This window comes from Halothiobacillus neapolitanus c2 (genome assembly GCF_000024765.1).
Lineage (GTDB): Bacteria > Pseudomonadota > Gammaproteobacteria > Halothiobacillales > Halothiobacillaceae > Halothiobacillus > Halothiobacillus neapolitanus.
This window is the reverse complement of record NC_013422.1, coordinates 2,007,634-2,032,866: the sequence shown is the minus strand read 5'-3', so window position 1 is coordinate 2,032,866 and position 25,233 is coordinate 2,007,634. Positions and strand designations below refer to the sequence as shown.

Sequence of the window (25,233 nt, the reverse complement as noted above, 5' to 3'; positions counted from 1 at the left end):
AAATATGAAATCACTTCCTCATTCTAATTTGATCAGACCGGGGTTGCACGATAAACCCAGAATTATCGAATAGCCTATATATTTAGTGCGGGCTTAACACATTGCGGATGTACTTTAATGCACGAAAATGCGCCGCCTCGTTATACTCGAATAGGGTAATGGTGGGCAGTTGTCACTGGCTTTTTCCAGTTGGGAATCGAACAAACTGGTTTGCGCCAAGGCGAGTGATTTTCTTTGATGGCTTTCTTCCCGCAAGATGATGACGGTATTCGTGGTCCTTTCGTGCGATCCGTTGGTTACTACGTTTCTTTGATATTGATTGGGGTAATGATGGAATTTCTGAGTGACTACGGGCTATTTTTGGCTAAAACATTGACCTTCGTTTTCGCCGTACTGTTTCTGCTGGCTGGTCTAACGGCGCTCAGGCAGCGTCAGAAACAAGGCGGTCAGGGCGTGCTGAAAGTCACGGATCTCCGGGAGCGCTTCGAGTCGAATCGCCTGCAACTGGAGCAGCACATCTTGCCTGCCAAGCAGTTCAAGTCTGAACAAAAGAAAAGAGAAAAGGAAAAAAAGCGGTTAAAGAAAGAGTTGCCAGAGCACGAGTTGCGCACCTTCGTATTGAGATTCTCCGGTGACTTGCGCGCCAGCCAGGTTGGTGCATTGCGGGAAGAAGTGTCTTCGATTCTGTCTGTCGCACGGCCTGAAACGGATGAAGTTCTGGTCTGCCTTGAAAGTGGCGGTGGTCTGGTTACGGCTTACGGTCTTGCCGCGGCGCAGCTTGCGCGACTTCGCGCTGCGGGTCTGCATTTGACCGTGGCTGTTGATAAAGTCGCAGCCAGTGGTGGTTACATGATGGCGGCAGTGGCGCATAGAATCGTCGCCGCGCCGTTTGCTATTGTCGGGTCAATCGGCGTGGTGGCGCAGATTCCCAATATTCATCGTCTGCTCAAAAACCACGATGTCGATATCGAATTGCTCACGGCGGGGCAATACAAACGAACCTTGACCTTGTTGGGTGAAAATACGCCAGAAGGGCGTGAAAAGTTTCAATCGCAGCTCAATGAAACGCATGAGTTGTTCAAATCGTTCCTGCTTGAATACCGCCCTTCGCTTGATTTATCCAAGGTGGCAACGGGTGAGTATTGGTTCGGCACCCAGGCCATGACGCTTGGTTTGGTAGATGAATTGACTACAAGCGATGAGTGGATTGAACGCCAGTTTGCCGAACGCGCGGTCATCGAGGTGCGTAAAATGCCCGCCACCAATATGCTCAAGAAACTGCAAGGTTCCGCCGAGCAGAGCGCGCAGCGAGTATTGCATCGGTTCTGGGATCAATTGCGCCAAAAATCTACCGATCCGCACGAACAGTTATAGAATCAAACCGCAACTTTTCTCAAAGCAGGTGTGATTATGGATTCGGTATTTCATCCCCTCTCCGATTTATTCGCCCAATTGGGGTTGCCCAGTTCAGCGGACGAAATTGATGCGTTTATCTCGCAACACGCGCCACTGTCGTCATACATTGCGCTCGCGGATGCACCTTTTTGGTCAGAAGCGCAGGCCGGTTTTATTCGTGAGTCATTGGAAATGGACGCGGACTGGGTCGAAGCGGTCGATCATCTGGATGCGCGCTTGCGTAGCGCTGGATAATCAACCACCCAATAGCGAACGTTTCAGGGATTGGGAGAGCGGCGGTTTGCCGAGCCAAATCCCGAAATAGGTCGCGGCCAAGCGGGCGTTATCGCTTTTGAATACGATCTTGTCATTGAGCTTGAGCGTCAGTTCAGGCTTTTTTTGTGCATTTGCCGGTTGCCACGTCAACGTGTACTGATCACCGGGTGATACGTTTTTCATGCTGGACTGAAGTGCATCGACTTGAGGTTTTATCGATTGTAGTTCGCTGGGCGTGAGTTGCTTATCCAGCGTTTGCCAACTCGCTTTTTCGATGTCTTTCACGGTAACGGCATGGTGATACTGAAGCACCAGCACTCTGGGTGTTTCCTGTGAAAGAATCTGCGCGGGCTTTATGTTTTCAGGGGCATAGAGCGCGGCATCGTACACATCAAACCAGAGGTACGTTGCCGTGCCTTTCCCAAGCAACGTCAGGTCCGTTTGCCCCAATTGCATTTGTTTTGGCATGGTTTCATTGCTCGCAAGCACAGGGTTACTTGCTCCCAAAGACAACACGAGCAGTGTGGATGCGAGTAGGCGCGAGCGGCCCAGCGTGGCTATTGAGTGGCTGCTCATCTTATTTATCCGGATCGGTTTTGGTGAAAAACAGGGTTACTTCACCGACACGAACACCGAACTTACTCACGTAGGCACGATTGATCATCACGTTTTTGGAAACACGAATCATCCAGTCATTGAATTTCACATCAATCGTGCTGCCGTTGTACGGTAGTTTGAGTGTGTAATGCCAGTTGAGCGCTTGGCCCACCTCGTGCCCATGCGCCACACCGACAATATCCCCCGCCTTGCCGATATAGCGATCCTGCCCATCACGCGTGATGTGCCATACCCGCTCGCCCGTTTCGCCATCGTTGTATTTAAAGTGTTCGCTTAACACAAATTCATCGCCGACTTTTTTACCTTCGATATGCACTTTGAATTGGCGTTTGATTTCCCCGCCGCGTGATTGAAAGATCCCCCAGGCGTACGTATCTCCCGCAAAATATTGCTCAAGATCGAATTTGGGTTCGGTTTTTGTGTATTGGTCAAGATTCAAGCTGGCACACCCCGTCATGGAAAACGCAAGAAGAACGAGCAAAGCAAATCGTTTCATGGTGAAACCTCTTTGATTTTAGTGGAAGAAATAACCAGTGATTCCGTGTCGTGAAGATAGCGAAACACAATCAGTGCTGCGGCCAGTTTGAACAAAACCGGCAGGCCGCCATAAACCCAGGCGAGCGCATCGGTATGGCTGTCGCCCGATTGATAACCCGCCAAGCTCAACAAGCCGTAACCCAAACCCACGGCAATGGCCAGTGCCAGCTTGGTCACGAGACCAAACAAACCGAAAAACAAGCCCGCGCGATCCCCGCCACCGGCGTCCGCATCAGCACCGGCCAAATCGCCCTGGATAGAGGCGGGTAAAGCCATATCCGCCCCCAAGCTAAAACCGGAAATCAAGCAGACCATTGCAAAAGCCGTTACATCGCCTGAATGCAAAAAAGGCACGGCTAGAAAACTGAATCCCGCGAGCGTGATCGAGAATCCCCACGCCGAACGTTTGCCGTATCGGTGCGCAACCCAGGTCCAGAAGGGTAGAGCCACGATACCCGCGCCGAAATACAAAAGCAGTAATGGACCTAAAGCCTGCGGCGCGGCCAGTCGATCATTGATGAACAGAATGAATAACGCTGCCGGAATGCCATTGGCCAAATTGTTAAGGAAAAAACCGACCAAGGTGCCGCGAAGCTGACGGTTGTCGCGCAGCAAGGGCCAGCCAGCGCTCAATTTGATGGGGCGGCGCGTGGCGGGTTTTTCGGGCACGGCTACAAACAACAGCACCAACCCGATGGGCAGCAAGATGGCCATCAACCAAAATACGACACTGAGCAGGTCACCATTCGCCGCTTGAGTCTCACCTGAGGTGTGTGACGTCAGGAACACCGGCAGGCTGGCGGCCAATATCACGCCGATCAAACCAAAGCCCTCGCGTGATGCGGACAGACGGGTGCGGCCTTGGGGCGTGGGGTCGGCCTCGGCGCCAAAACTGGTGTACGGGATCGTAATCAGCGTCCAGGCCAGAAACCCCAGCATCGCCCATAAGTAAAGATAAGCGATGCCCACTTGAGGCGGCGGATTGAGCAAGAAATACGTTGCGAGTAGAAACAGCGGTAGCCCGATGAGCATCAACGTTTTTCTGCGATGGCGGCCTGGAATCAGATCGGCGTAAAAACCGACAATCGGGTCGAGGATCACATCCCACAAACGGCTGATCATCAAGGCCAAGCCCACGGCGCCCAGCCCCAGCCCTAATTGCTGTGCGTAGAACGGGGGCAGGTACACATATAAGGGGATACCCATAATGGCTAATGGCAATCCGGTTGCGCCGTAAGCGAGCACTTGCCCGAGGGATAAATTGGCGTTTGGGTTCACGCCATATCCTTAGATTCTGTGGCCGCAGCTTGTGATCTGACTGTGGCGTTTTTCGGCTTTTCGAGCAGAACTTGCGCCACGTTGATGTGTTCTGCCAAGAAACCGGCTTCACAATAGGCAAGGTAGTACTGCCATGTTTTGCGAAAACGCTCATCGAAGCCCAGCGCGTCCAGCGCTTCGGTGTGTTGATTGAACGATTCTGCCCAGAGACTCAAGGTGCGGGCGTAATCTTTGCCGAAAAGGAAGGTATCTTTTACTTCCAGTCCTGCATGCTTGGCGCCTTGGGTAAATAGCTCGATGGTGGGCAACATGCCGCCGGGAAATATGTACAACTGGATGAAATCCGGCTCGCGCCGATAGGATTCGAAGGCCTTCTCTGAAATTGTGATGACCTGGATAGCTGCGCGTCCCCCCGGCTTAAGCCGATCGTAGATGGTCTGAAAATATGTCGGCCAGTAGCGTTCGCCGACGGCCTCGAACATCTCGACGGATACGATGTGATCGAACGTGCCGGTTTGATCACGGTAATCCGTTAAGAAAAATTTGGCCTGAGCGGGCACCTTCGCTCGTGCCATTCGCTCAATGGAAAACGCCTGTTGCTCAGTCGACAGGGTAATGCCGGATACGTGAATACCTTGTTGTGTCGCTTGTTCGGCAAAACCACCCCAGCCACAGCCTATTTCAAGGATGTGATCATCGGGTTTCGCTTCAAGCGCATCAATCAAACGTTGGTATTTCCGTGCTTGCGCTTCGGCCATCGGTTCATCGGGACGGCTGAACAGGGCGGATGAGTAGGTCATGCTGGGATCCAGCCACAGACGATAAAACTCGTTTCCCAAATCATAATGAGCGGAAATATTGCGCCGACTGCCCCGCTTGTGATTGCTTCTCAGCGCATGTTGCAAGCGGTGAATCAACCGAGCCCAGAACCCGGCACGCAAGTCATCCGCCATCACATCCATATTGCGTGCGCCGATTTCCAACAAACGTGTCAGGTTGTCGGTGGAAAAATCGCCATGGATGTATGCTTCGGCGATGCCAATGTCGCCCAGCCGCGCCAAGCGCGACAGCAGCCGGGCGGGATGGTGCAAGCGCCACTCGACTTTAAGTTCGGGATGCGATTGACCTGCAAACGTGTGTTCATGGCCTTCATCGGTGAGTACGCGGATCTGCCCGATGCGTATCCCACCCAGCAAAGAGTGTACCCATCGAGCGGAGAGCGGTAGATCAAGATCGTTGTTCTTCATCGCTTTTATTTGGATTTGGGGCATGAGCTGATCTCCGAAGAAGGTTTGGGCGGCGATTTATGGAACACGCCGCCTTTGAGCCATATTTTCAAAGCGTGCCAATGAATCAGGCCGATGACTTTGAACGTGAGTAAGGGGATTCTTAATGCTTCAAGCCATAACCGCCTGTCGCTCAATGGTTGACGATGCGCTTGATGCGTTGCGACCAGCGTCAGTTCTTCACCGGTTTCGGTGAGTGCATTTTCTCGAATTGAAACACTCAGCCGTTCGGCGGGTTGGTTGAATTTAAAGTGATAGCGCATTGCCATATCAAGAAAGGGCGATACGTGAAAAACCTTGTCTGCGCTGGCTTGGAACGGCAGTTCCAATGGGTTGCCATGATCGTGCAGCAAATAATGATGAAATTCGCCGAAGGTATTGCTCACTTCGCAATCAATCGCCACCAGTTGCTGCGCTTGATCAAAGCAATACCAAACATTGAGCGGGTTGAACTGGTAGCCAAGCACGCGGGGGTAGGTATTGATGAGCACGCGACCTTGTGAAATATCAAAACCTTGATCGGCACAGGCTTGGTTGATCCATTCGCGCAGCGATGCGTTTTTTTTACGTGGCCCTAAATCCCGCGCATGAACTGAAAATAGATTGAATCGGTTGGCCGACAACCAGCGCAGGGCGGGGAAATTTTGCTCATAGTCGTCCAAATCGACCAGCAAGCTGAATACGCGATACTCAAAGCGATAGGCCGGGCCACGCATCCGCTGGTGCATGACTTTGCCGATGAAGAGCGTACTGGCGCTCATTTGCCGGTCTGCCAGGGAGGCGTGATGCCAAATGCGGCCGCCACATTCACGGCGGATCGCAAACCATCTTCATGAAAACCATAACCGGTCCAAGCACCGGCGTAATAGCAATGCCTATGGCCTTGAATGCTGCTCAATTCTTGCTGGGCAACGGCCGTTTTGTCATCGAATACCGGATGGTGGTAGGTGATTTTCTTGCGGGTCAATTCAGGTTTTGGTGGCGCAAACGGGTTGAGTGTTACCAGCCAGTCGGTATCCGTTTGAAGCTGCTGTAAATGGTTCATCCAATAGGTAACGGCAACAGCGCGACCGGAGGATTCGTTTTTTTGCCCCAAGTAATTCCAGCTTGACCAAACCGCGCGACGCTTGGGCATTAATGAAATGTCGTGATGCAGGTAGGCTTGATTTTCCTGAAATTTGAATGCGCTCAGAATCTTGTGTTCCTGAGGGTCCGCGTCCGTCAGTGATGCCAATGTTTGGTCTGCATGGCCTGCAAACACGCAGGCATCGAAATGCTCGTCAACATCGGCAAGATAAACGCCATTTTCGGTCCGACGAACGTGATCAATGGCTTTATTGGCATGAATGGTGAATCGATTTTCTGCCGCAATCGCTTCAATGTATCGACGCGATCCGCCACAAATCGTCTCCCATTGCGGTCGTTCGTTCACGTTCATCAAGCCGTGATTTTCAAAAAACTGCAAGAAACTGCGGGCAGGAAATTTGAGCATGATTTCCGTTGGGCAGGACCAAATGGCCGCCGCCATCGGCAGTAAATAATCATCTCGCATCCCTTCGCCAAAACGGTGTCGGTCGAGAAAGTCATTGAGAGATTCTGCATTGGTAAAACCGGCATCGTGCAAAGCCGACTTACCTTCTCGATTAAAGCGTAGGATGTCTTGCACCATGCGCAGGAATCGTGGACGCAGTAAATTGGTTTTCTGCGCGAACAGCGTGGCTAAATTGTTCCCGCCATATTCAAGCCGCCCCTGATCCAAGCTCACGCCAAAAGACATTTCGGTTGGTTGCGTGGGCAAATTGAAGTGCTTGAGCATGCCGGTTAAATGCGGGTAATTGGGCCGATTGAATACGATAAAACCGGTATCGACGTTGACCGTTTGACCGTGATCGTCCATCGCGTGTGTATGGGTATGGCCGCCGATGTAATCGTTTTTCTCAAACAGATGAACCCGATGTTTCTCGCTCAACAACCAAGCCGCTGCGATTCCAGAAATGCCGGAACCAATCACGGCGATGTTCAGGGCTGATTGAGCGGTGTTCTTTTCTTCTGGATTCATTGGATTCTTTGGATGAGTGATTCAAAAGGGGGTTAATCGGCCTGTAAAACTTATACGCAGCATCATTGTGTTTGGATGCATGTGCCATTAATGTATAGATTGTGTACAACTTTTTAGCCAATTTTAGAGTATTTTTAATTTCTGTGCTCAATAAGCTGCGGGTTGCTATGCCGGTGTGTTTAATCGTTTTGTCTTGGGGGGTGCATGAAAGCTGCAAATAATATAGGCCAAAAGCAAGTTATCTGGATTGTTGGTGGAAGCAGCGGCATTGGCCTCGCCCTGGCGGAAGGGTTACTTCAACAGGGCTTTTGTGTGGTGGTGTCGGCGCGACGAATCGAAGCGCTCCAAACACTTGCGGAGCGTTTCCCAGAAACCATTCAGTGTGTTCTGGTTGATGTGACCGAGCCATCAACACTCAAAGACGGTTTATCAGCAATCTTGGCGCATTGGGGGCAGCTTGATCGCGTCATCTTGAACGCAGCCGACTACGCGCCCATGAGCCTTGATGATTTCGATCCGGCCTTGTTTGAACGCTTGATGCGCATCAACTTCATGGGCGTGATTCACGGTATCGACGCGGTGCGCGGCCATTTTTTGGCTCAAGGTGCCGGCGAGATCATCATTACGGCGAGCGTCGCCGGGTTTCGCGGGTTGCCCAATGCAGCGCCTTATGGCGCAACTAAGGCTGCTTTGATCAATATGGCCGAGTCGCTTGCGCCGGAATTTGCCCAGCGCGGTGTTGCCCTTCGCGTGATTAACCCCGGGTTTGTGCGCACGCCGCTCACCGAAAAAAACGATTTCGAGATGCCCGGTATCATCGAGCCAGAAGAGGCCGCGCGCCTGATTATTCGCAAATTGAATCGTTCGGGTTTTGAGCTGTTAGTTCCCACCGGTTTTGGTTTGGTGATGAAACTAATCCGCATCTTGCCCTATCGCCTCTTTTTTGCGCTGACACGCAGGATGTTGAAAAAATGACGCCCGTACCCATCGCCGAAGCCGCCAATCGTTTTCGTAAAGTAATAGAGAGCCTGCAAGCCGATCAGCTTGAAGTCCTATCCGAAGCGTTCACGCCAGATGCCCACTTCAAAGATCCTTTCAACGATGTGACGGGGCGCGAGGCCATCGTGCGTGTGTTCGCGCATGGCTACAAGAACTGCCCGAATTTGCGGTTTGTCGTCGATGAAATGGCCTTAGTGCCGGATGCGCGCGTGGTGTTTTTTTATTGGCGCTTTTTATGCGGTGCGCCGAGTGATTTGAGGCTGGTCGGCGTGAGCCGCGTGATGTTCGATGATGAGGGCTTGGTGGTGGACCATGTCGATTATTGGGATCCGGCGGAGCAGTTATACAGCCAAGTACCCGTGCTTGGTGCCTTGCTGCGCTGGGTGCGTGGTCGGTTATCCGCGTGAACCTATCTTTTCTTGGCTGCTTGGACGCGCGTTACGGCTTGATTTGAATGTTTATTGCGTTAAGCAGTTGCACACCCACCGCGTGTTGATCCGCACCTTGGGCAATCGAAAGGACGGCCGGGAGGGGGCTATGTGGATACGCGCTCAAAAGACGTGGCAGCCAGATGTTTAACGCGCCGATGTTGTCCGCGTGCTGTTGTTTGGGCCGTTGATTGAGCGCAATCGCCGCAATGGTGATTCCTCGTTGCGCCAATGATTCAATATGTGCGAACAAGGTGCTCAAGGTGCCCAGCCGATCGGGTGCAACGAGAATCACAGGAAGCTTGGTAAATAGAGCAAGTTGCACATTCAGATGATCATCGGTTAAGGGCGAGAGCGCGCCACCGGCGCTTTCGATAATCCAAAAGCTTTTGGCCGAAGCCACGTTATCGTTAGCCGGGTGTGTTACTGGCTGGAGAATAGGCTCGATATCCCGGTCAAACATGAGTGAGTTGCCCGCGTGCTTGGCCGCTTGGGGGGCAGCGACGGGCAATGAAAAACGCAAAGGGCAAACAGTATCCAGCGGCTCGATTTTACCTGCCGCCGCCCAGAGCAAGCGCCCATCGGCCGGTACGAGTTGGCCGTCTTCCGAGGCACAACCGGTTTCAACCGGCTTACGTACCTTGGCGACTATTCCGGCATGTCGAAGCGCTTGCGCCAAGGCGCAGCCGATAAAGGTTTTGCCTACTTCCGTATCCGTGGCCAGAATCACCACGCCTCGATGGTCAAACCCGGGCCGTGTGGCTGCGTTACTCATCTGTTTTCAAAACGCCAATTTAAGCGCTTGTGCGTTCAACTGGGTTGGTCCAAATCATGATGCCCTGTCAGCAAGCGATAGGCTTCGAGATAGCGGGATCGGGTTTGTTGGACAATATCATCTGGAATTGTCGGGCCGGGTGCTTTTTTGTCCCAGTCCAGTGTTTCCAGCCAATCGCGGACGAATTGCTTGTCGAAGGACGGCGGGCTGATGCCTGTCTTGTATTGATCGACCGGCCAAAACCGGGATGAGTCGGGGGTCAGTGCCTCGTCGATCAGATGCAGCGTGCCCTGATCATCCAGACCGAATTCGAATTTGGTATCGGCAATGATGATGCCGCGTTCCAATGCGTATTTCGCCGCTTCCTGATAAAGCCTGATTGCGGTATCACGCACCTGTTCGGCCAGCGGGCGACCCAGTAGCGAGACGGTGGTATCGAAGTCGATGTTTTCATCGTGATCACCCACTGCCGCCTTCGTCGCCGGTGTGAAAATCGGTTCGGGCAGGCGGGCCGCCAAGGGCAGGTCCTTCGGGAGAGCAATGCCGCACACCGCGCCGGTGGCCAGGTAATCCTTGTAGCCGGTGCCGATCAAATAGCCACGCACGACGGCTTCGATCGGCAATGCTTTGAGTCGCTTCACGATCAGGCTGCGACCTTCCAGCAGGGCGCGCTCATCACGATCGGGGATGATATCGGTCAGCGATTGGTCGTCCGTCAGGTGATTCGGCACGATTGTGCGGGTGCGATCGAACCAGAAGTGGGAAATCGCGGTCAAAACACGTCCCTTGTCTGGAATGGCCGTAGGCAGGATGACATCAAAGGCAGAAATGCGATCAGTTGTAACAATCAACAGTCGGTCAGTATCTACGGCATACAGATCGCGAACCTTGCCGCGGTGGAGCAGGGGGAGGTGGCTGAGTTTCGATTCGAGCAAAGGCGCGGTAATTTTAGGCATAGTCTATATAATCATTAGATGGTTATGATTTATTCCGTCTGAGCGATCAGTGGTGCATTGTAATCGACCTGCAGTTGATCTGTGGCTTGTATTTTTTTTGGGTTTTGACTGGGCCGTCAGGCGAGTATTCATAATTCTTGGCATGTGCGCTGGAATGCGTTGACGCCTCAAAGCGATGAACAAGAAATAGAAATTTTTTAAGGTGAATTCATGCTGAGCAAACGTCGGATTGGGATGCAGGTTGTATTGCTGCTTTTGCTGAGCATGGCCTTTGGGCGCGCTTGGGCAGATTTCACTCTGCCGTACGGCGACCAAGGTAATGAGTTGGATGTCAAAGTGGTCGGTGGCGAGCACCAGCGAGGTCCTCTGTTTCTTTGGTTCACCAATCAATACGGGCGAACCACGGGTGCCGAAGCAATCGCTCATGCCTTGGCTCGCCGTGGCGCGACGGTCTGGATGGTCGATCTGCTTGATTCATTGCTCTTGCAACGCTCGAATGAGGTTGTACGCGGGCTCAATGGCAAGGGTGTCGCTGCGCTGATGACGGCGGGTGTCAAAACCGGGCGTCCCGTAACGGTCGTCGGCCTTGACCGCATGGCCGTACCGATTCTGCGCGGCTTGCGTGATTGGCAGGCATCGGCAACGAACCCGGATGCCATAACGGGCGCTGTTTTGCTGTTTCCCAACCTGTATCGCGGAACGCCGGTCGCGGGCGAACCACCCAGCTTTTTGGGCATTGTGGCGGCAACCAATATGCCCGTCATGATTCTGGAGCCGGAGCGGGGCGTAAACCGCAATCGTCTGGGTAGTTTGCTGGATGCTTTGCAAGGGGCGGGCAGCCCGACGTTTGCCCGTATCATCCCCGACGTGCGGGATTATTTCCCTTTGCATTTGAAGACGGCCCAAAATGCGTCGCTTAAGAACCTGCCCGATTTCATGAAACCGGAGGAGGCCAAGGCTATGCAGGCCTTGCCCAATGAATTACTCGAATCAAGTACGTTACTAGCGCAGGCGCCGCATTCGGCAAAGGTGTTGCCCCTTGATCATGCCTTGGATAAGCCGATTCAACAGCGGTTTGGCCTGATTCCCGTGACAAATCAACAGGCCAAAAACTTTGCCTTGCCTGATTTGAATGGCAACGTGCATCGGCTCGTCCATGGTGCCCTCGAATCGCGACCGGCGGTCACCTTGGTCAATTTTTGGGCGAGTTGGTGTCCGCACTGCATTCAAGAAATCCCTTCAATGAATCGATTGGCGGAAAGCTATCCCGAAGGAAAGTTGCGGGTTTTATCCATTAATTTTAAAGAATCCACAGCGCACGTCCGCCATTTTATGAAACAGTTCTCGGTGCATTTCCCGGTTCTGATCGATCGACAGGGTGATGTGGCAGCGCAATGGGGCGTGTTTGCCTTTCCGAGTTCATTTTTGGTAGATGATCGGGGACGAATTCTTTATTCGGTAAATGCATCGATCGATTGGGATACGCCAAAGGTCAAAGCCCTGATCGATCAGATCATCCGCGAGGAGAAACGCTCGGCCGCACTGGCTCGGTAACCCAACAATCCCCGCGTGTCGAGGCGGTATGCGTTATCATCCCCGGCCTGATTTTAAGGGCTTACGATTTTGGCCTACGATTTGATGGAGATGGGGCGCGTCATGCGGGTATTGGGCATCGAAACATCGTGCGATGAAACGGCCATCGCCATTTATGACACGACCCGCGGTCTGCTCGCGAATCAGATTCACTCGCAAACCGATGTGCATGCATGCTATGGCGGTGTCGTACCTGAGTTGGCTGCCCGCGATCACGTACGCAAGTTGCCGTTATTGTTCAGGGCGGCACTGATTGAGGCGAATCTTCGCCGCGATCAGATCAATGCAATCGGATACACGGCCGGTCCCGGTTTGCAGGGCGCACTGATGACTGGTGCCGCCTTCGCCAAGGGGTTGGCTCGGGCGCTTCAATGCCCTGCGCTGGGTGTCCATCATCTGGAAGGTCACGTGCTGGCGCCACTGCTTGAGGAAGAACGCCCGCAATTCCCGTTTCTGGCTGTGTTGGTGTCCGGTGGGCACACACAGTTGATTGCAGTCAAAGCGCTGGGAGACTACGCGCTGCTCGGGGAAAGTATTGATGATGCCGTGGGCGAGGCTTTCGATAAATCTGCCAAACTCATGGGTTTGGGTTATCCCGGAGGGGCGGCGCTTTCCCAGTTGGCGCAGCGCGGACGTCGTGATGCCATCCGCTTCCCCCGACCGATGATCGATCGACCGGGATTGGATTTCAGTTTCAGTGGTCTGAAGACGGCGGTGGCATTGGCCATCGCTGCGGGCAAAGATCACGCCGATATCGCCGCTTCATTCGAACAGGCCGTCATCGATACACTCGCAATCAAAATCGGGCGGGCACTGGAGCAGACCGGTTACCGCCACGTGGTGCTGGCTGGCGGGGTTGCGGCGAATCGTCCTTTGCGGTTGCGACTCAAAGAAATGATGGATGAGCGTGGCGGGCAGGTGTTCTACCCACCGCCCATACTGTGTACCGACAATGCGGCCATGATCGCTTTGGTTGCCGCGCTTCGGTTGGAGCGGGGCGAGCGTGATGCAGCGGCGGGGTTCGAGGTTCGTCCTCGCTGGCCATTGGTTTCCTTGAGCCATTTGTCGTCGCGGTGACGATCAGCACCTTCAGGTCGGTGTTTCAGGTTGATTGCCCGAATCGCTCTTTTTGCCGATTTTAGGTTCTTCGCCGTTAATTAGGCGGCGAATGTTTCGGTGGTGCCGGTAAATCAGCATCATGGCCATTAAGCTCACTGCTACCATGGTGGCAGGTGGTGCCAGATACAGGGCGCTGGAGGCTGCTACAACCGCCGCAAGAATCGCGGAAAGCGAGGAATAGCGGGTAATAAAGGCGCTGGCTAACCAGGTGCCAACCGTAATCAGGCCAATCAATGGATTGAGTGCGAGCAAGGCACCGGCTGCGGTCGCAACGCCTTTTCCGCCTTTGAACCCAAAAAATACGGGGAAAATATGGCCGACGAACGCGGCCAGGGCGGCTACGGCCAAGGCGACTTCGGGGGCATTCAAGGCGCGTAATATCAGTACGGGCAGCAAGCCTTTGCCGAGATCACCAAGTAGCGTCAGCAGCGCGGCTTTTTTTCCGCCCAGACGCAGAACGTTCGTCGCGCCGGGGTTGCCGGAGCCCGCTTGGCGCGGATCGGGAAGATGGAACAGTCGCGCTACAAGCACGGCGCTGGCGATCGAGCCTATAAGATAGCTGACGATGGCGATGCCGACCAATGCCGGCCCAGATGAGAAATCCACGGTATATTCCTGATTGAGGTGTGTATCAAACGTCGCGCATTATCACGACTTTGAAGTTCAAAGCGCAAATGAAGAAATGGCAACGCATAATAAATAATCCAAAAAGGAGCTCAGGTTGATTGATGGCTTGGTCGAGGGTTGTGGCGACGGTTCGGTCCTGAAGGGGCGCGCATCCATTGTTCTGGTTTCCGGTTGGTCGTTCGATTCGTCCATGTGGCGGAATTTGGTTGAAGGCTATGTAGCGCGCGGTGGCGATCCATCCGTGATTCACTGTCTCGATTGGCTGGACTTCGGCCATTGGATTTTCGACGGTACAGATTGCCCCGTGGCAAAAAAATACAGTGGCAAGAACGTACTCTGGCTTGGCTGGTCGCTTGGGGGTGCCTTGATTCTGGAAGCCTTGGGCAGAAAGAAATTGTCGCCGCATCTATCGGTTATTTTGTCCGCGTCACCCCGTTTTTTGCAGGATACGGCTACAGGTTGGCAAGGGATGCCTGAAAAAAACTGGCAAGCCTTACGCAGACAGGTAGGTCGCTCACCCGAAGCGGCATTGGCTGGGTTTGATGCCTGGCTTGGTTTGCCTGCTGGATGCAATCGCCAGCAGGACGTGATTGCTTTGCAACAGGGGCTGGATTGGTTGGCTGCTGTCGATCAACGCACCTCTTTGGGGCGCGCGACGACCCCCATCCATTGGGTGTTCGGTTCCGATGATCCCCTGCTGCCAACGCAGCCATGGGCAGACGTCTGTGACACGGAGCGTCAGCTATTTACGCCCCTGAAGGGCGGTCACGCATTGCCTTGGCGCCATGAAGATTATTTGATGAACCTATTACTGACCTTTTCAGCACGCGGGATTGAAAATGTTTGATTACGCACAGGTTCGTACCCGCTTCAATCGTGCGCACGAAACTTATGATCAGTGCGCAGCGGTGCAGCAAGAAGTGGGGCGAAGGCTCGATGAACGTTTCGAATTGTTGAAAATCGAACCTAGGCGCATTCTTGACCTCGGCGCGGGCACCGGTCAGATGACGCGGGCGATGCAGAAGCGTTACCCATCTGCGCAAGTGGTCGCCCTTGATCTGGCCGAACAGATGCTGGCGGTCATCCCAAAGACAGGGCGTATTTTCAAGCGTCGGCGTGTGGTCTGCGCAGACATGCATCAATTACCGTTTAAAGCCGGTAGCTTTGACGTAGTTATTTCAAATTTCTCCTTGCAGTGGAGCTATGATCTTCGCCGTGTCATGCAGGAGGTCGCTCGGGTTTTGGTATCGGGCGGGGTTTTTGTCTTCACTACTCTGGGGCCGGATACCCTGTTGGAGTGCCGGGTCGCTTGGTCGAAGCTTGATGAGGCCGTTCACACGCACGGGTTCCTGGATATGCACGATGTGGGCGATGCCTTGCTGGTCAGTTGCTTCGCCGATCCGGTAATGGATCAGGAGCGATTGACGCTGTATTACCCCACACCTGTCGAGTTGATCAAGGAGTTGCGTGGCGTCGGCGTAGGGAATACGCACCTTGAGCGTTCAGTCGGCCTCACTGGGCGAGAAAAGTGGAGCGGTTTTTTAGCTGGCCTGGAAGCTCAGCGAGCTAAGCAAGGAGTACCACTTACTTACGAGGTGGTCTATGGTTTAGCTTGGGGGACTGGGATTTCGCCAGTGTAGGTTTCCCTAGTGCAGGGCTCGGTTTTTAGGCGTCATATGACACAACAAAACACCATTTTACTCAATAGAATTTATTTATGATGGCGGTGTTTTCGTGAATGATGACGGCTATAAAGCAGGATGCGCTGTTATTTATCATTGGGTTAGATTTTTTATGCATCGAGTACACGAGGGAATCCGTAGGTTTTTGTGTGTTTTAGAATGCTTTAATATAGCGAGCCTAAAAAAGGTGGCGATGGCCTTTGCGGCCAGGGTCGATTTAATCATTATGCGGAGGGGTCAAGATGTCTGCGAACACAGTTGCCATAACGGCAGAGCAGTACAATTACGACATTGTCAAAAAATTCGCCATCATGGCGATGGTGTGGGGTTTGCTCGGCATGTCAGCCGGCGTGTATATTGCCAGCGAACTTGCTTGGCCTTTTCTGAATTTTGACATTGCTGAGATCACATTCGGTCGTCTACGTCCCGTGCATACCAGCTTGGTTATCTTCGGCTTTGGCGGTAGCGCATTGTTCGCCACTTCTTACTATGTCGTTCAGCGCACATGCCAAACCAAGTTGTGGGGCGGTAAGTGGCTTCCTGAATTCACGTTCTGGGGTTGGCAGCTGAGCATTGGTATCGGTGTGATCCTTTACATGCTTGGTTACACCCAATCGCGTGAATATGCCGAATTCGTCTGGCCGATCGATCTGGGTATTTTGGTTACCTGGGTTGCTTATGCCACCGTGTTCTATATGACGATCAAAAATCGTAGCCAGCCGCATATCTATGTTGCGCTGTGGTTCTATGGTGCGTTTATTCTGGCCACAGCATTGCTGCATATCTTCAATAACCTGGCTGTGCCGGTCGCATGGAATAGCCTGGATTCCTACAGCCTGTTCTCGGGTGTGCAGGATGCCATGACGCAATGGTGGTACGGTCACAACGCGGTTGGTTTTTTCCTTACCGCTGCCTTCCTGGGGATGATGTACTACTTCCTGCCAAAGCAGGCGGAACGCCCGATCTACTCATATCGTTTGTCGATCGTCCACTTCTGGGCGCTGACATTCCTTTATATGTGGGTTGGTGGTCACCATTTGTTGTGGACTGCGCTACCCCCGTGGGTTGGCTCACTGGCTTCCGCCTTCTCCATCCTGCTGCTGCTGCCTTCATGGGGCGGTATGATCAACGGTATCATGACGCTGTCTGGCGCATGGGAGAAGCTGCGTAGCGATCCAATTATGCTGTTCTTGATCACTGCGATGGCGTTTTACGGCATGTCGACCTTCGAAGGCCCGATGATGTCCCTGAAGTCAGTCAATGCACTGTCGCACTACACGGACTGGACCATCGGTCACGTGCATTCAGGCGCGCTGGGCTGGGTAGCCATGATTACCATCGGTTCGTTCTACCACATGGTGCCGCGTTTGTGGGGCGTCAAGCTGTACTCAACTAAGCTGGTATTCACTCATTTCTGGATCGCGACAGTCGGTATCGTTCTGTATATCGTGTCCATGTGGGTTTCGGGGATCGGTCAAGGTCTGATGCTGCGTGCATTCGATCAGTACGGTAACCTGGCTTACACTTTCGTTGAAACCGTAACCTTCATGCATATCCCTTATGCCGTTCGCGCCATGGGTGGTGCCCTGTTCCTTTCGGGTATGGTGCTGATGGCTTACAACCTGTACATGACTGTATGGGGCGCGCGTCGTGAAGTGGTGCCCGTTGCGGGTCAAGCTGCCGTCGCGGCAACTCGCGTCTGATCGGGAGATAATCAATGAAACACGAAAGTATTGAAATCAACTCGGCCCTGCTGATCATCCTGACACTTGTTGTGATCAGTATTGGTGGTCTGGTCGAAATTGTTCCCTTGTTCCATATCAAGGGTACGGTTGAGAAGGTTGACGGTGTCCACCCTTACACGCCGCTCGAGCAGTTGGGTCGCGATGTCTATGTGCGAGAGGGCTGCTACCTCTGCCATTCGCAGATGATTCGTCCGTTCCGTGACGAGCAACTGCGCTATGGTCACTATTCACTTGCGGCAGAGTCGCAGTACGACCACCCATTCCAGTGGGGTTCCAAGCGTACAGGGCCGGATTTGGCTCGAGTAGGTGGCAAGTATTCAAACGAGTGGATGACTCAACATTTGATTCACCCGCAATCCTTGGTGCCTGAGTCAATCATGCCTTCCTATCCGTGGTTGATGCAGCCGCTGAAATACCAAGATATTGAAGCGCGCATGAAGGCTTTGCGTGATGTAGGCGTGCCTTACTCTCTGACCAAAGCCGAGTACGAAGCCAATGTTAAGAAGTTCGGTAAGGATTTGGCCGACCAGTTCGTGATCGCCGACGGTCTCAAATCAGTAAAGGCTGAGGCTGCCGCTGAAAACTGGGATGGAAATCCGAAGGAAATTACCGAGATGGATGCGCTTGTGGCCTATCTCCAAGTATTGGGTACGATGGTTGATTTTTCGAAATACAACCAAGGCTACTTCTCAACATTCAGGTAATCCGCACGTTAGTCGGCATGTGACATTCGAGGAATCGATATTTTGATCAGTGAATTTTTTAATTGGATCGGCCGTCCGGAAATAGCAAAAACCATCGAGTTGTTCTTGCTATTGGGGGTGTTCATTATCGTGCTTATCTATGCCTATACGGGCAAAAAGCGCGGTAAGCGGCTGGAATCCTACCGTGATATTCCATTCCTCGATGATCATAATCATGTTTCTACTGACGCGAACAAAGAGCAGGTGAGTAAAAATGAGTCAGAGTCCAGAAAATAAAAAAGGTCAGGTTGAGACCACCGGTCACGTGTGGGACGGCGACCTGCGTGAATACAACAATCCGTTGCCTCGCTGGTGGTTGTGGGGTTTCTACGGCACCATCATCTTCGCCATCGTCTACTGGATTCTTTATCCTGCATGGCCCTATGCGGATACCTATACCAAAGGTATCTCGACCGTCTCCTTTCAAGTGCCGGTTATCGGCCCTGATGGCAAGCCTGAGAAAGATTCGGACGGCAATGCCAAAATGGAGACCAAAACAGAGCATTGGAATGCCCGTGCTTTATTCCATCAGGAAATGCAGACCAGTCCCTCTGCGTTGGCTCAAAAGGAGTGGTTGGCAAAGGTCAAAGACATGAGTTTCGAGCAAATTGCCGCAAATCCAGATACCTTGAACTTCGCTCGTTCCATGGGTCACGGTTTATTTGGTGATCATTGCGCGGCCTGTCACGGTACAGGCGGGCAGGGACATCTTTCTAAGAATCCAGAAGGTTCATATCCTAATCTTGCGGACAACGCGTGGATCCACGGTGATAGTTACGAAAAGATCGTCTCTGAAATTACCAATGGTATCCAAGGCAATATGCCGGCATTTGGTGCGCTATATAAGGGCGAGAAGCTCACCGATCTGGCTCAATATGTTCTCAGTCTTTCCCATCAGTCTGGTGTAAACGAAGAGGCTGCCAATCGTGGCAAGGCATCGTTTGCAACCTGCGCCGGTTGTCATGGTGCCAATGGCATGGGTAATCAGGCCATTGGTGCGCCAAACTTAACTGATCAGGCTTGGGCATTCGTCGATGTTCCCGGTTCCAAGAATTACGATGAAAAGCTGAAGTTGGTTGAAGGTGTAATTGCTAATGGTCTGCAGCATCAGATGCCTAAGTTTGGTGATCGTCTGTCCCCTGAACAGATTCGCTTGCTTGCGGTTTATGTGCGCCAGCTTGGTGGTACCTGATAAACTAATTTAACGCCAAAAAACGCCGACCCTGTCGGCGTTTTTTATTCTCAAGCCTGTTCGCCATTGGATTTGCAGCATTACTCTGATCTGAGCTTTTGCTAATTGAATTAATGCGTATGGCAACCCTTTATTAATAGTTTGGGTATGGGTAACCATTAAGAACTGGATTTTTAATTATTTTAACTGAGTAAAGCGGTTGGTTATTGCTTGGGATTAATTGTCGCCAAGTAATTGGCAATTAGTCTTACTTATCGTGAAAAATATTTTATAATCCATTGATAGATTTCTCTGCTGTCATTAGCGTGGGGTGTGATGCCAATGTCTTCTGTCGATCTGACTGAAAAAGAATCGGAGCTGTATCAGGCTCGTGAGCCAATCCACCCGAAGTCGATCAAAGGGCGCTTCCGAACGTTCAAGACGTCGATGCTTGTGTTGGCTTATGCCGTTTTTTTCTTGCTGCCCTGGGTTCGTTGGGAGCGTGCGGTCGGACCTGAGCAGGCGGTGATGTTTGATATCCCCAGTCGGCGCTACTATCTCTTTGATCTTGTGATTCATCCTCAAGATATGTTTTTACTGGCTGGATTCCTGATCCTTGCAGCCTGGTTGCTCTTTTTTGTTACGGGTTTGGTCGGTCGTGCATTTTGCGGATATTTCTGCTTCCAGACGCTTTGGACCGATGTATTCATGAAAATTGAATATTGGGTACAGGGTGATCGCAACAAGCGGATGAAGCTTGAGAAGCAGGCTTGGAACGCTGAGAAGATCTGGAAGAAGGGGCTTACCGTTCTCCTTTGGACTGTCATCGCTTTCTGGACGGGGTTCACTTTTACATCCTATTGGGCCGATGCGCCGCAGCTTTTTGTTGCATTTTTCACCGGTAGCGCTGTTTCTGCTGCCTACATCACCACGGGTATTCTTACGGCTACAACGCTTGTGGCGGCTGGATTCGCCCGTGAGCAGGTGTGCATCTACATGTGTCCGTACGCCCGTTTCCAGGCGGTGATGTTTGATAAGGAATCTTTGCTGGTCAGTTATGACGTCAATCGAGGTGAAGGGTCGATTGGTCGCAAACCTTTGCAAAAGGGCTTGATGACACTGGATGAGCGCCATGCGGCGGGAACGGGAGACTGCATCGATTGCAAACTGTGTGTTCAGGTTTGTCCAACCGGTATCGATATTCGTGATGGTCTTCAACTGGCCTGTATTTCTTGTGGGCTCTGTATCGATGCCTGTAATGAGATCATGCATAAGCGGGGATGGCCTGAAGGATTGATTCGTTATGCCTCTGAGAAAGAACTGGAGACGGGCGTAAAACCAAGCCTGTTCAAGTTCAGGACCATCGGTTATGGCATTGCGACGCTATTGGCTACGGGATTGTTGTTGTATGGTATTTTCAACATGAAACCGGTTGATTTCTCCGTAGAGCAAATCCGCCAACCGCTGTTTGTGGTGATGTCCGATGGCACGGTTCAAAACAACTATCAGTTGAAAATTAACAATAAACAGCAGGTTCCGCTGGAACTTGAGCTTAAGTTGCAGGGTCTTAATAATGCTCATGTCTCCATTGGTGGCAACTACACTACGTTGAGCATCCCTGCGGACGGAACAAGGAATTATTTGTTGCACGTGCGTGCGCCGCGAGAGGCTGGGGTTTCTCGCCAGATTATTCGTTTTGAGCTTAAGGATAAGTCTGGAAAATTACCGGTTATCCAGCAAGAATCCAGCTTTAATTTTAGATAATTGATTTTTATCTTGAGTTGGGTCTAAAGATCCAATTTGGATGGTTTAGATTAAGCTCATCGAATGCGATGACGTCGTTGAGGTCTGTTTTCTAATCCTCGCCGATGATGATTGGCAAGTGGCGTACTTACTTTGCGCCGTATAAGCTTTGCATTTTTTTAATGTCCAAGCCGAATGCGGTAAGACACCGTTGGACTGCTTTTTGCCAACGTATTTTTATTTATTGAAAGCGTTTTTTGGAGATTTCGATGAGTTTGGTTTTTCCTGGGAGTATTGGCGTTTTAAGCATCATGGTGCTTTTTTTCCTGCTGAAGTGGCGCTGGCCACAAGCTGGCCGACCGATCGCCATGATTCTCGGGATTCTCTCCATCGCGGCCTATGCACCTTACGCGATCACCCATTGGCCGGGCTCGGATATCGTCACGATGGTCATCGTGCTCTATGTGGCGACCGCTTTTATCCTCGGCTTGATTTTCCCTCCGCGCAAGGCGAAGGACGGCAAGATGACCTTCCATTGGGGCCCTACCTACGTCATCATTTTCCTTTCTGTTGTGGTGCTGCTTGACTCCATTTTCGTTACTTTGGCCAGCAGCGGCCTCTCCCAGAATGCAGCGAAGGAGCTGTTGCCCAAGCCGGATGAAGGCACGCAGGTGACTTCATTCTTCCCGGGGACCGTCTCTCGGGATTATCAGAAAAAGCTTGAGGAATTCAACCAGTACAACGACGCGCTGGATGAGCAGATTCAGCGCGGATGGAAAGTTCATAAAGGTTGGGTTGAATCGCCGGTGGTCAACAAACCGACCTTGTTCCGTGTCTCTGTCGTAGATAAGGATGGGTCCCCCATCACCGGTGCTACCGTTCAGGTGCATTTCATGCGCCCTGCGGACAAGCGGAAGGATTTCCTGACCGTTCTACCTGAGTCGAAACCCGGTGTGTATCAGGAACCCTTAAAGATGACTAATCCGGGGCTTTGGGAAGTGGTCATCCATATCAAAAAAGGTGACGCTAATTTTGAACTGGATGGACAAACCAATGTCAATCTGAGCAATTAATCCACTCGGCAGTGATCTATACCTCTCGGAGTTCTGGCGCATGTCTACCGTAGCCGTTTCTGAAGAAAAATATACCTCGGCTACTGAAGAGGAAGTCTGTTTTCATTGCGGGCTGCCCGTGCCGCCCGGTTCCACTTTTCATTCCCATGTTCTCGGTGAAGATCGGCCGATGTGCTGTCCGGGGTGCCAGGCAGTGGCCGACGCCATCGTCGAAAACGGGATGGAGGATTATTATCGGCATCGAACCGAGCCGGGTGTGCGTCCGGCCGACAATATGTCCCGGATGTTGGAAGAACTTTCGGTATTTGATCGCCCTGAAATGCAAAAGTCGTTTGTGGCGAATCGTGCGGGCGACACGCGCGAAGCTTCACTCATTCTTGAGGGTATCGTCTGTTCTGCCTGCGTGTGGCTGACAGAGCGCCATGTGCGTCAGCTGCCCGGCGTCATTTCCTTTTCAGTCAATTTCTCAACGCATCGCGCGCAGGTTTCCTGGGATAACCGGCAGATCAAGCTAAGCGAAATCCTGCATGCCATTGCAGCGATCGGTTACCGCGCTCATCCGTATGATCCAAACCGACAGGATCGTGTGTTCAAGCGTGAACGACATTTGTTGATGCAGCGATTGGCCGTGGCTGGCCTGGTTTATTTGCAGGTCATGATGATTTCGTTGTCCCTGTATTTCGGGGATTATTTGGGTATCAACGATCAACTGCGGTACTTCTTCTGGTGGATGAGTCTGATCCTGTCGACGCCCATCGTGTTGTACTCGGGGCAGGCTTTCTTCAAACCGGCATGGCGGGATTTAAAGCAAAAGCAGGTGGGCATGGATCTGCCTGTGTCTTTGAGCATTATTCTTGCCTATGCGGGGAGTGCCTGGGCAGTTGTTACAAACTCAGGTCATATCTATTTCGACTCGGTCACGATGTTCATTGCGCTCCTGCTGGGCGGTCGGCTTCTGGAGCTGTCCGCGCGTCACAAAGCGGGCGAAATGAGTGAGTCGCTCACGCGTCTGGTGCCCGCCGTCGCTCACCGTATCGAACCTGATGGATCGGTGCTGGCGATTCCTGCTTTTGACTTGGTCGAGGATGACCGGGTGCTGATTCGCCCTGGAGATGCCGTGCCGGCCGATGGCGTTGTTCATGAGGGCGAAAGCAGCGTGAATGCCGCGATGCTGACGGGCGAAAGTGTCCCGGAAAGCAAATATCCCGGTGCCGAATTGGTGGCCGGAACAATCAATACGGAAAGCCCGTTGGTGATGACGGTACGGAAAGTCGGACAGGATACCTTGGTATCGTCTATTGTCCGGTTGATCGACCGCGCCCAGTCACAAAAGCCTAAAATTTCGGAATTGGCCGATCGCTTTGCGCGCAAGTTTGTGTTTGCCTTGCTCGGCATCACTGTCGTGATCACTGCTATCTGGTTGTGGATCGATCCAAGCAAGGCGTTTTGGGTCGCTGTTGCCATTCTGGCAATTACCTGCCCTTGTTCTATTTCTCTTGCGACACCGTCTGCCATTGCCGTGGCCGTGGGGCGGATGACCCGTTCAGGTGTGCTGGTCACGCGTGGTTATGCGCTCGAAGGTCTGGCCCATGCGACCCATGTTGTATTTGATAAGACCGGTACTTTGACGGATGGTCAGCTGGCCGTTCAGCGTGTCGAATCGATGTCGTCATTTTCTGCCGATGAACTTTTGCTCTGGTCGGGTTCACTTGAACAGCAAACCGAGCATTCCGTGGGGCGGGCGATCGTCGTCGCTGCAAAGCGTAACGGAGCTCTACTGCCGGTTACTGATGTGAAAAACCACCCGGGCCGGGGAATGACCGGGATGGTGTTCGGTCATGGTATTACTGTTGGCAACCAACGCTTATTCGATGAACTGGGTATCGCTGCGCACATCGATTTCAGCGCATCGGCGGACCTGCAGGTTCTGATTGCCATCGACGGAAACCTGGCTGGCGTTGTGCATTTAAGCGATACCATTCGCGCTGATGCCAAGGCGGCTCTGGATGAAATTGTTTCGCTCGGGCTGAAGCCGATGATTCTCTCGGGGGATCATGAGGCGCGCGTGGCGCAAATGGCCAAAAGCCTTGGGGTTGAGCTTGCAGAAGGTGGTTTGTTGCCCGCAGAGAAGCTGGCTCGAGTCGAGCAGTTGCAGTCGCAAGGCGCCGTCGTGCTTATGGTGGGCGATGGGATCAATGATGCACCCGTATTGGCGCAAGCGCAGGTTTCTATGGCTATGGGTGGTGGTACGGTGATTGCCCGTCACAGCTCGGATATCGTGCTGATCAACGATCAACTCAAGCAAATCCCGTTCAGTCTGCGGTATTCGCGTCGTGTGATGGCGAATATCAAAGAAAATCTGGGTTGGTCGGTGGTGTATAACGCCATCGCCATTCCTTTGGCTGCGGCAGGATTCGTTCAGCCGTGGGCTGCTGCTATTGGTATGTCCCTAAGCTCAATACTCGTGGTCGGGAACGCTCTTCGATTGCGCTGGGACTGATGCGCGGCAAGCTCACCGCGTTCTGCTGAGTTTACTTTCCGATGCTGTAAACGTATTGATTGAGCAGTGCCATGTCGGTGCTGGTACGTCGGTATAGATTGTCCAGACTGATGATGGCGTATTCCAGTAGCAGGACGGTAATGACGGGGTATTCCAGCCGCATGCGGTTGTACATGCCCCGTGGCAGGCGGAGTAGCCGAGTAGGTTTGCTGGCCCGCAAGCGAACATTGCGCGGCTTGCGATCGAAAAAGCTCATTTCGCCGAGCATTTCGCCGGCGGGGATCTGGCCGACGACCATTTCGTTCACTGTTGATCCGACGATCAACACCGCTTCGCCTTCAAGCAAGAAATAAAGTGACTCTCCAACCTCGCCAATGTCGGCAATAATTTCACCTTTTTTGACACACATCAAATCGCAAAAATCCAGAAACGCATTGATCTCCCGTTGCGTAAATATGTCGGTATCGGTCAATTTTCCAAGAAATTCGGTGAGTTGATTGCGGTCGTTGTCGGTAATCATGTGTGCTGTCCTGAGTGTTCTTGAATTGCTATCGCTATATCAGTATTTCTCGATGCTCTGGATTGTCCAGAACTTTGTAGGTTTTGTCGATGATTGGGGCCTGAGATTGT

Annotated in this window: 25 protein-coding genes; 15 read left to right on the top strand and 10 right to left on the bottom strand. The window is 52.4% G+C overall.

Features of this window, described 5'->3' with window-relative positions; all coding sequences use genetic code 11:
• Nucleotides 1–330 precede the first annotated feature (330 nt).
• Nucleotides 331–1,374, top strand: coding sequence for a protease SohB (gene sohB / locus HNEAP_RS09430; protein WP_012824752.1), 1,044 nt, complete (start codon nucleotides 331–333; stop codon nucleotides 1,372–1,374).
• Between the two features lie 36 nt (nucleotides 1,375–1,410).
• Nucleotides 1,411–1,650, top strand: a complete 240-nt coding sequence (locus HNEAP_RS09425; protein WP_012824751.1) for a DUF2789 domain-containing protein — start codon at nucleotides 1,411–1,413, stop codon at nucleotides 1,648–1,650.
• On the opposite strand, the gene HNEAP_RS09420 is transcribed toward HNEAP_RS09425, so the two are convergent.
• The 6 genes from HNEAP_RS09420 to HNEAP_RS09395 are packed head-to-tail and all read right to left on the bottom strand — an operon-like array spanning nucleotide 1,651 to nucleotide 7,449.
• A complete protein-coding gene (locus HNEAP_RS09420) occupies nucleotides 1,651–2,247 on the bottom strand; it encodes a chalcone isomerase family protein (RefSeq protein WP_012824750.1) in 597 nt (198 codons plus the stop codon).
• A gap of 1 nt (nucleotide 2,248) precedes the next feature.
• Nucleotides 2,249–2,785, bottom strand: coding sequence for a DUF3833 domain-containing protein (locus HNEAP_RS09415; RefSeq protein WP_012824749.1), 537 nt, complete (start codon nucleotides 2,783–2,785; stop codon nucleotides 2,249–2,251).
• On the bottom strand, nucleotides 2,782–4,104 hold the full coding sequence (locus HNEAP_RS09410; protein ID WP_012824748.1) for an MFS transporter: 1,323 nt from the start codon (nucleotides 4,102–4,104) through the stop codon (nucleotides 2,782–2,784). Before HNEAP_RS09410 ends, HNEAP_RS09415 begins: the two co-directional genes overlap by 4 nt.
• On the bottom strand, nucleotides 4,101–5,375 hold the full coding sequence (locus tag HNEAP_RS09405) for an SAM-dependent methyltransferase (protein WP_012824747.1): 1,275 nt from the start codon (nucleotides 5,373–5,375) through the stop codon (nucleotides 4,101–4,103). Before HNEAP_RS09405 ends, HNEAP_RS09410 begins: the two co-directional genes overlap by 4 nt.
• The gene (locus HNEAP_RS09400; RefSeq protein WP_012824746.1) at nucleotides 5,357–6,151 is read right to left on the bottom strand and encodes a DUF1365 domain-containing protein; all 795 of its coding nucleotides are present in this window, start codon (nucleotides 6,149–6,151) and stop codon (nucleotides 5,357–5,359) included. Before HNEAP_RS09400 ends, HNEAP_RS09405 begins: the two co-directional genes overlap by 19 nt.
• Complete coding sequence (locus HNEAP_RS09395; RefSeq protein WP_012824745.1) at nucleotides 6,148–7,449, bottom strand: NAD(P)/FAD-dependent oxidoreductase; 1,302 nt, start codon at nucleotides 7,447–7,449, stop codon at nucleotides 6,148–6,150. Before HNEAP_RS09395 ends, HNEAP_RS09400 begins: the two co-directional genes overlap by 4 nt.
• A gap of 204 nt (nucleotides 7,450–7,653) precedes the next feature.
• On the opposite strand from HNEAP_RS09395, the gene HNEAP_RS09390 reads away from it, so the two are divergent.
• The gene (locus HNEAP_RS09390) at nucleotides 7,654–8,424 is read left to right on the top strand and encodes an SDR family NAD(P)-dependent oxidoreductase (RefSeq protein WP_012824744.1); all 771 of its coding nucleotides are present in this window, start codon (nucleotides 7,654–7,656) and stop codon (nucleotides 8,422–8,424) included.
• Nucleotides 8,421–8,855: a nuclear transport factor 2 family protein gene (locus HNEAP_RS09385; RefSeq protein ID WP_012824743.1), complete on the top strand. Its 435-nt coding sequence runs from the start codon at nucleotides 8,421–8,423 to the stop codon at nucleotides 8,853–8,855. Before HNEAP_RS09390 ends, HNEAP_RS09385 begins: the two co-directional genes overlap by 4 nt.
• 31 nt (nucleotides 8,856–8,886) lie before the next feature.
• Here HNEAP_RS09385 and bioD read toward each other — a convergent pair whose 3' ends face one another.
• Both bioD and HNEAP_RS09375 read right to left on the bottom strand, forming a co-directional pair.
• On the bottom strand, nucleotides 8,887–9,651 hold the full coding sequence (gene bioD / locus HNEAP_RS09380; protein ID WP_012824742.1) for a dethiobiotin synthase: 765 nt from the start codon (nucleotides 9,649–9,651) through the stop codon (nucleotides 8,887–8,889).
• Between the two features lie 35 nt (nucleotides 9,652–9,686).
• Nucleotides 9,687–10,607, bottom strand: a complete 921-nt coding sequence (locus HNEAP_RS09375; protein ID WP_012824741.1) for a phosphoribosylaminoimidazolesuccinocarboxamide synthase — start codon at nucleotides 10,605–10,607, stop codon at nucleotides 9,687–9,689.
• 210 nt (nucleotides 10,608–10,817) lie between these two features.
• Between HNEAP_RS09375 and HNEAP_RS09370 the strand changes: the two genes are divergently transcribed.
• Together HNEAP_RS09370 and tsaD are read left to right on the top strand one after the other, a co-directional pair.
• Nucleotides 10,818–12,161, top strand: coding sequence for a TlpA family protein disulfide reductase (locus tag HNEAP_RS09370; RefSeq protein ID WP_012824740.1), 1,344 nt, complete (start codon nucleotides 10,818–10,820; stop codon nucleotides 12,159–12,161).
• A 102-nt stretch (nucleotides 12,162–12,263) separates the two neighbouring features.
• Nucleotides 12,264–13,277, top strand: coding sequence for a tRNA (adenosine(37)-N6)-threonylcarbamoyltransferase complex transferase subunit TsaD (gene tsaD, locus HNEAP_RS09365; protein WP_012824739.1), 1,014 nt, complete (start codon nucleotides 12,264–12,266; stop codon nucleotides 13,275–13,277).
• Between the two features lie 12 nt (nucleotides 13,278–13,289).
• Here the strand turns inward: tsaD and plsY are convergent, their stop codons facing one another.
• Nucleotides 13,290–13,925 (bottom strand): glycerol-3-phosphate 1-O-acyltransferase PlsY, encoded by a 636-nt coding sequence (gene plsY, locus HNEAP_RS09360; protein ID WP_012824738.1) that lies wholly within the window; start codon nucleotides 13,923–13,925, stop codon nucleotides 13,290–13,292.
• Nucleotides 13,926–14,040: 115 nt separating this feature from the next.
• On the opposite strand from plsY, the gene HNEAP_RS09355 reads away from it, so the two are divergent.
• The 9 genes from HNEAP_RS09355 to HNEAP_RS09315 all read left to right on the top strand — a co-directional run bounded on the left by HNEAP_RS09355 (nucleotide 14,041) and on the right by HNEAP_RS09315 (nucleotide 24,603).
• Entirely contained in the window at nucleotides 14,041–14,793 is a 753-nt protein-coding gene (locus HNEAP_RS09355) for an alpha/beta fold hydrolase (protein WP_012824737.1), read from the top strand.
• A complete protein-coding gene (bioC, locus tag HNEAP_RS09350) occupies nucleotides 14,786–15,586 on the top strand; it encodes a malonyl-ACP O-methyltransferase BioC (RefSeq protein ID WP_012824736.1) in 801 nt (266 codons plus the stop codon). The genes HNEAP_RS09355 and bioC overlap by 8 nt, the downstream gene beginning before the upstream one ends.
• A gap of 284 nt (nucleotides 15,587–15,870) precedes the next feature.
• Nucleotides 15,871–17,331, top strand: coding sequence for a cytochrome-c oxidase, cbb3-type subunit I (gene ccoN, locus HNEAP_RS09345; RefSeq protein WP_012824735.1), 1,461 nt, complete (start codon nucleotides 15,871–15,873; stop codon nucleotides 17,329–17,331).
• 14 nt (nucleotides 17,332–17,345) lie between these two features.
• Complete coding sequence (gene ccoO / locus HNEAP_RS09340) at nucleotides 17,346–18,077, top strand: cytochrome-c oxidase, cbb3-type subunit II (RefSeq protein ID WP_012824734.1); 732 nt, start codon at nucleotides 17,346–17,348, stop codon at nucleotides 18,075–18,077.
• Between the two features lie 42 nt (nucleotides 18,078–18,119).
• Nucleotides 18,120–18,353: a cbb3-type cytochrome c oxidase subunit 3 gene (locus tag HNEAP_RS09335; protein ID WP_012824733.1), complete on the top strand. Its 234-nt coding sequence runs from the start codon at nucleotides 18,120–18,122 to the stop codon at nucleotides 18,351–18,353.
• Entirely contained in the window at nucleotides 18,331–19,308 is a 978-nt protein-coding gene (locus HNEAP_RS09330) for a cbb3-type cytochrome c oxidase N-terminal domain-containing protein (RefSeq protein WP_012824732.1), read from the top strand. Before HNEAP_RS09335 ends, HNEAP_RS09330 begins: the two co-directional genes overlap by 23 nt.
• 321 nt (nucleotides 19,309–19,629) lie before the next feature.
• Complete coding sequence (gene ccoG, locus HNEAP_RS09325) at nucleotides 19,630–21,051, top strand: cytochrome c oxidase accessory protein CcoG (protein ID WP_012824731.1); 1,422 nt, start codon at nucleotides 19,630–19,632, stop codon at nucleotides 21,049–21,051.
• A gap of 248 nt (nucleotides 21,052–21,299) precedes the next feature.
• Nucleotides 21,300–22,103 carry a FixH family protein gene (locus HNEAP_RS09320; protein WP_012824730.1) on the top strand — a complete coding sequence of 268 codons (804 nt, stop codon included), beginning with the start codon at nucleotides 21,300–21,302 and terminating at the stop codon, nucleotides 22,101–22,103.
• Between the two features lie 40 nt (nucleotides 22,104–22,143).
• Nucleotides 22,144–24,603 (top strand): heavy metal translocating P-type ATPase, encoded by a 2,460-nt coding sequence (locus HNEAP_RS09315; RefSeq protein WP_012824729.1) that lies wholly within the window; start codon nucleotides 22,144–22,146, stop codon nucleotides 24,601–24,603.
• Nucleotides 24,604–24,634: 31 nt separating this feature from the next.
• On the opposite strand, the gene HNEAP_RS09310 is transcribed toward HNEAP_RS09315, so the two are convergent.
• Nucleotides 24,635–25,123: a Crp/Fnr family transcriptional regulator gene (locus HNEAP_RS09310; protein ID WP_012824728.1), complete on the bottom strand. Its 489-nt coding sequence runs from the start codon at nucleotides 25,121–25,123 to the stop codon at nucleotides 24,635–24,637.
• Nucleotides 25,124–25,233 lie beyond the last annotated feature (110 nt).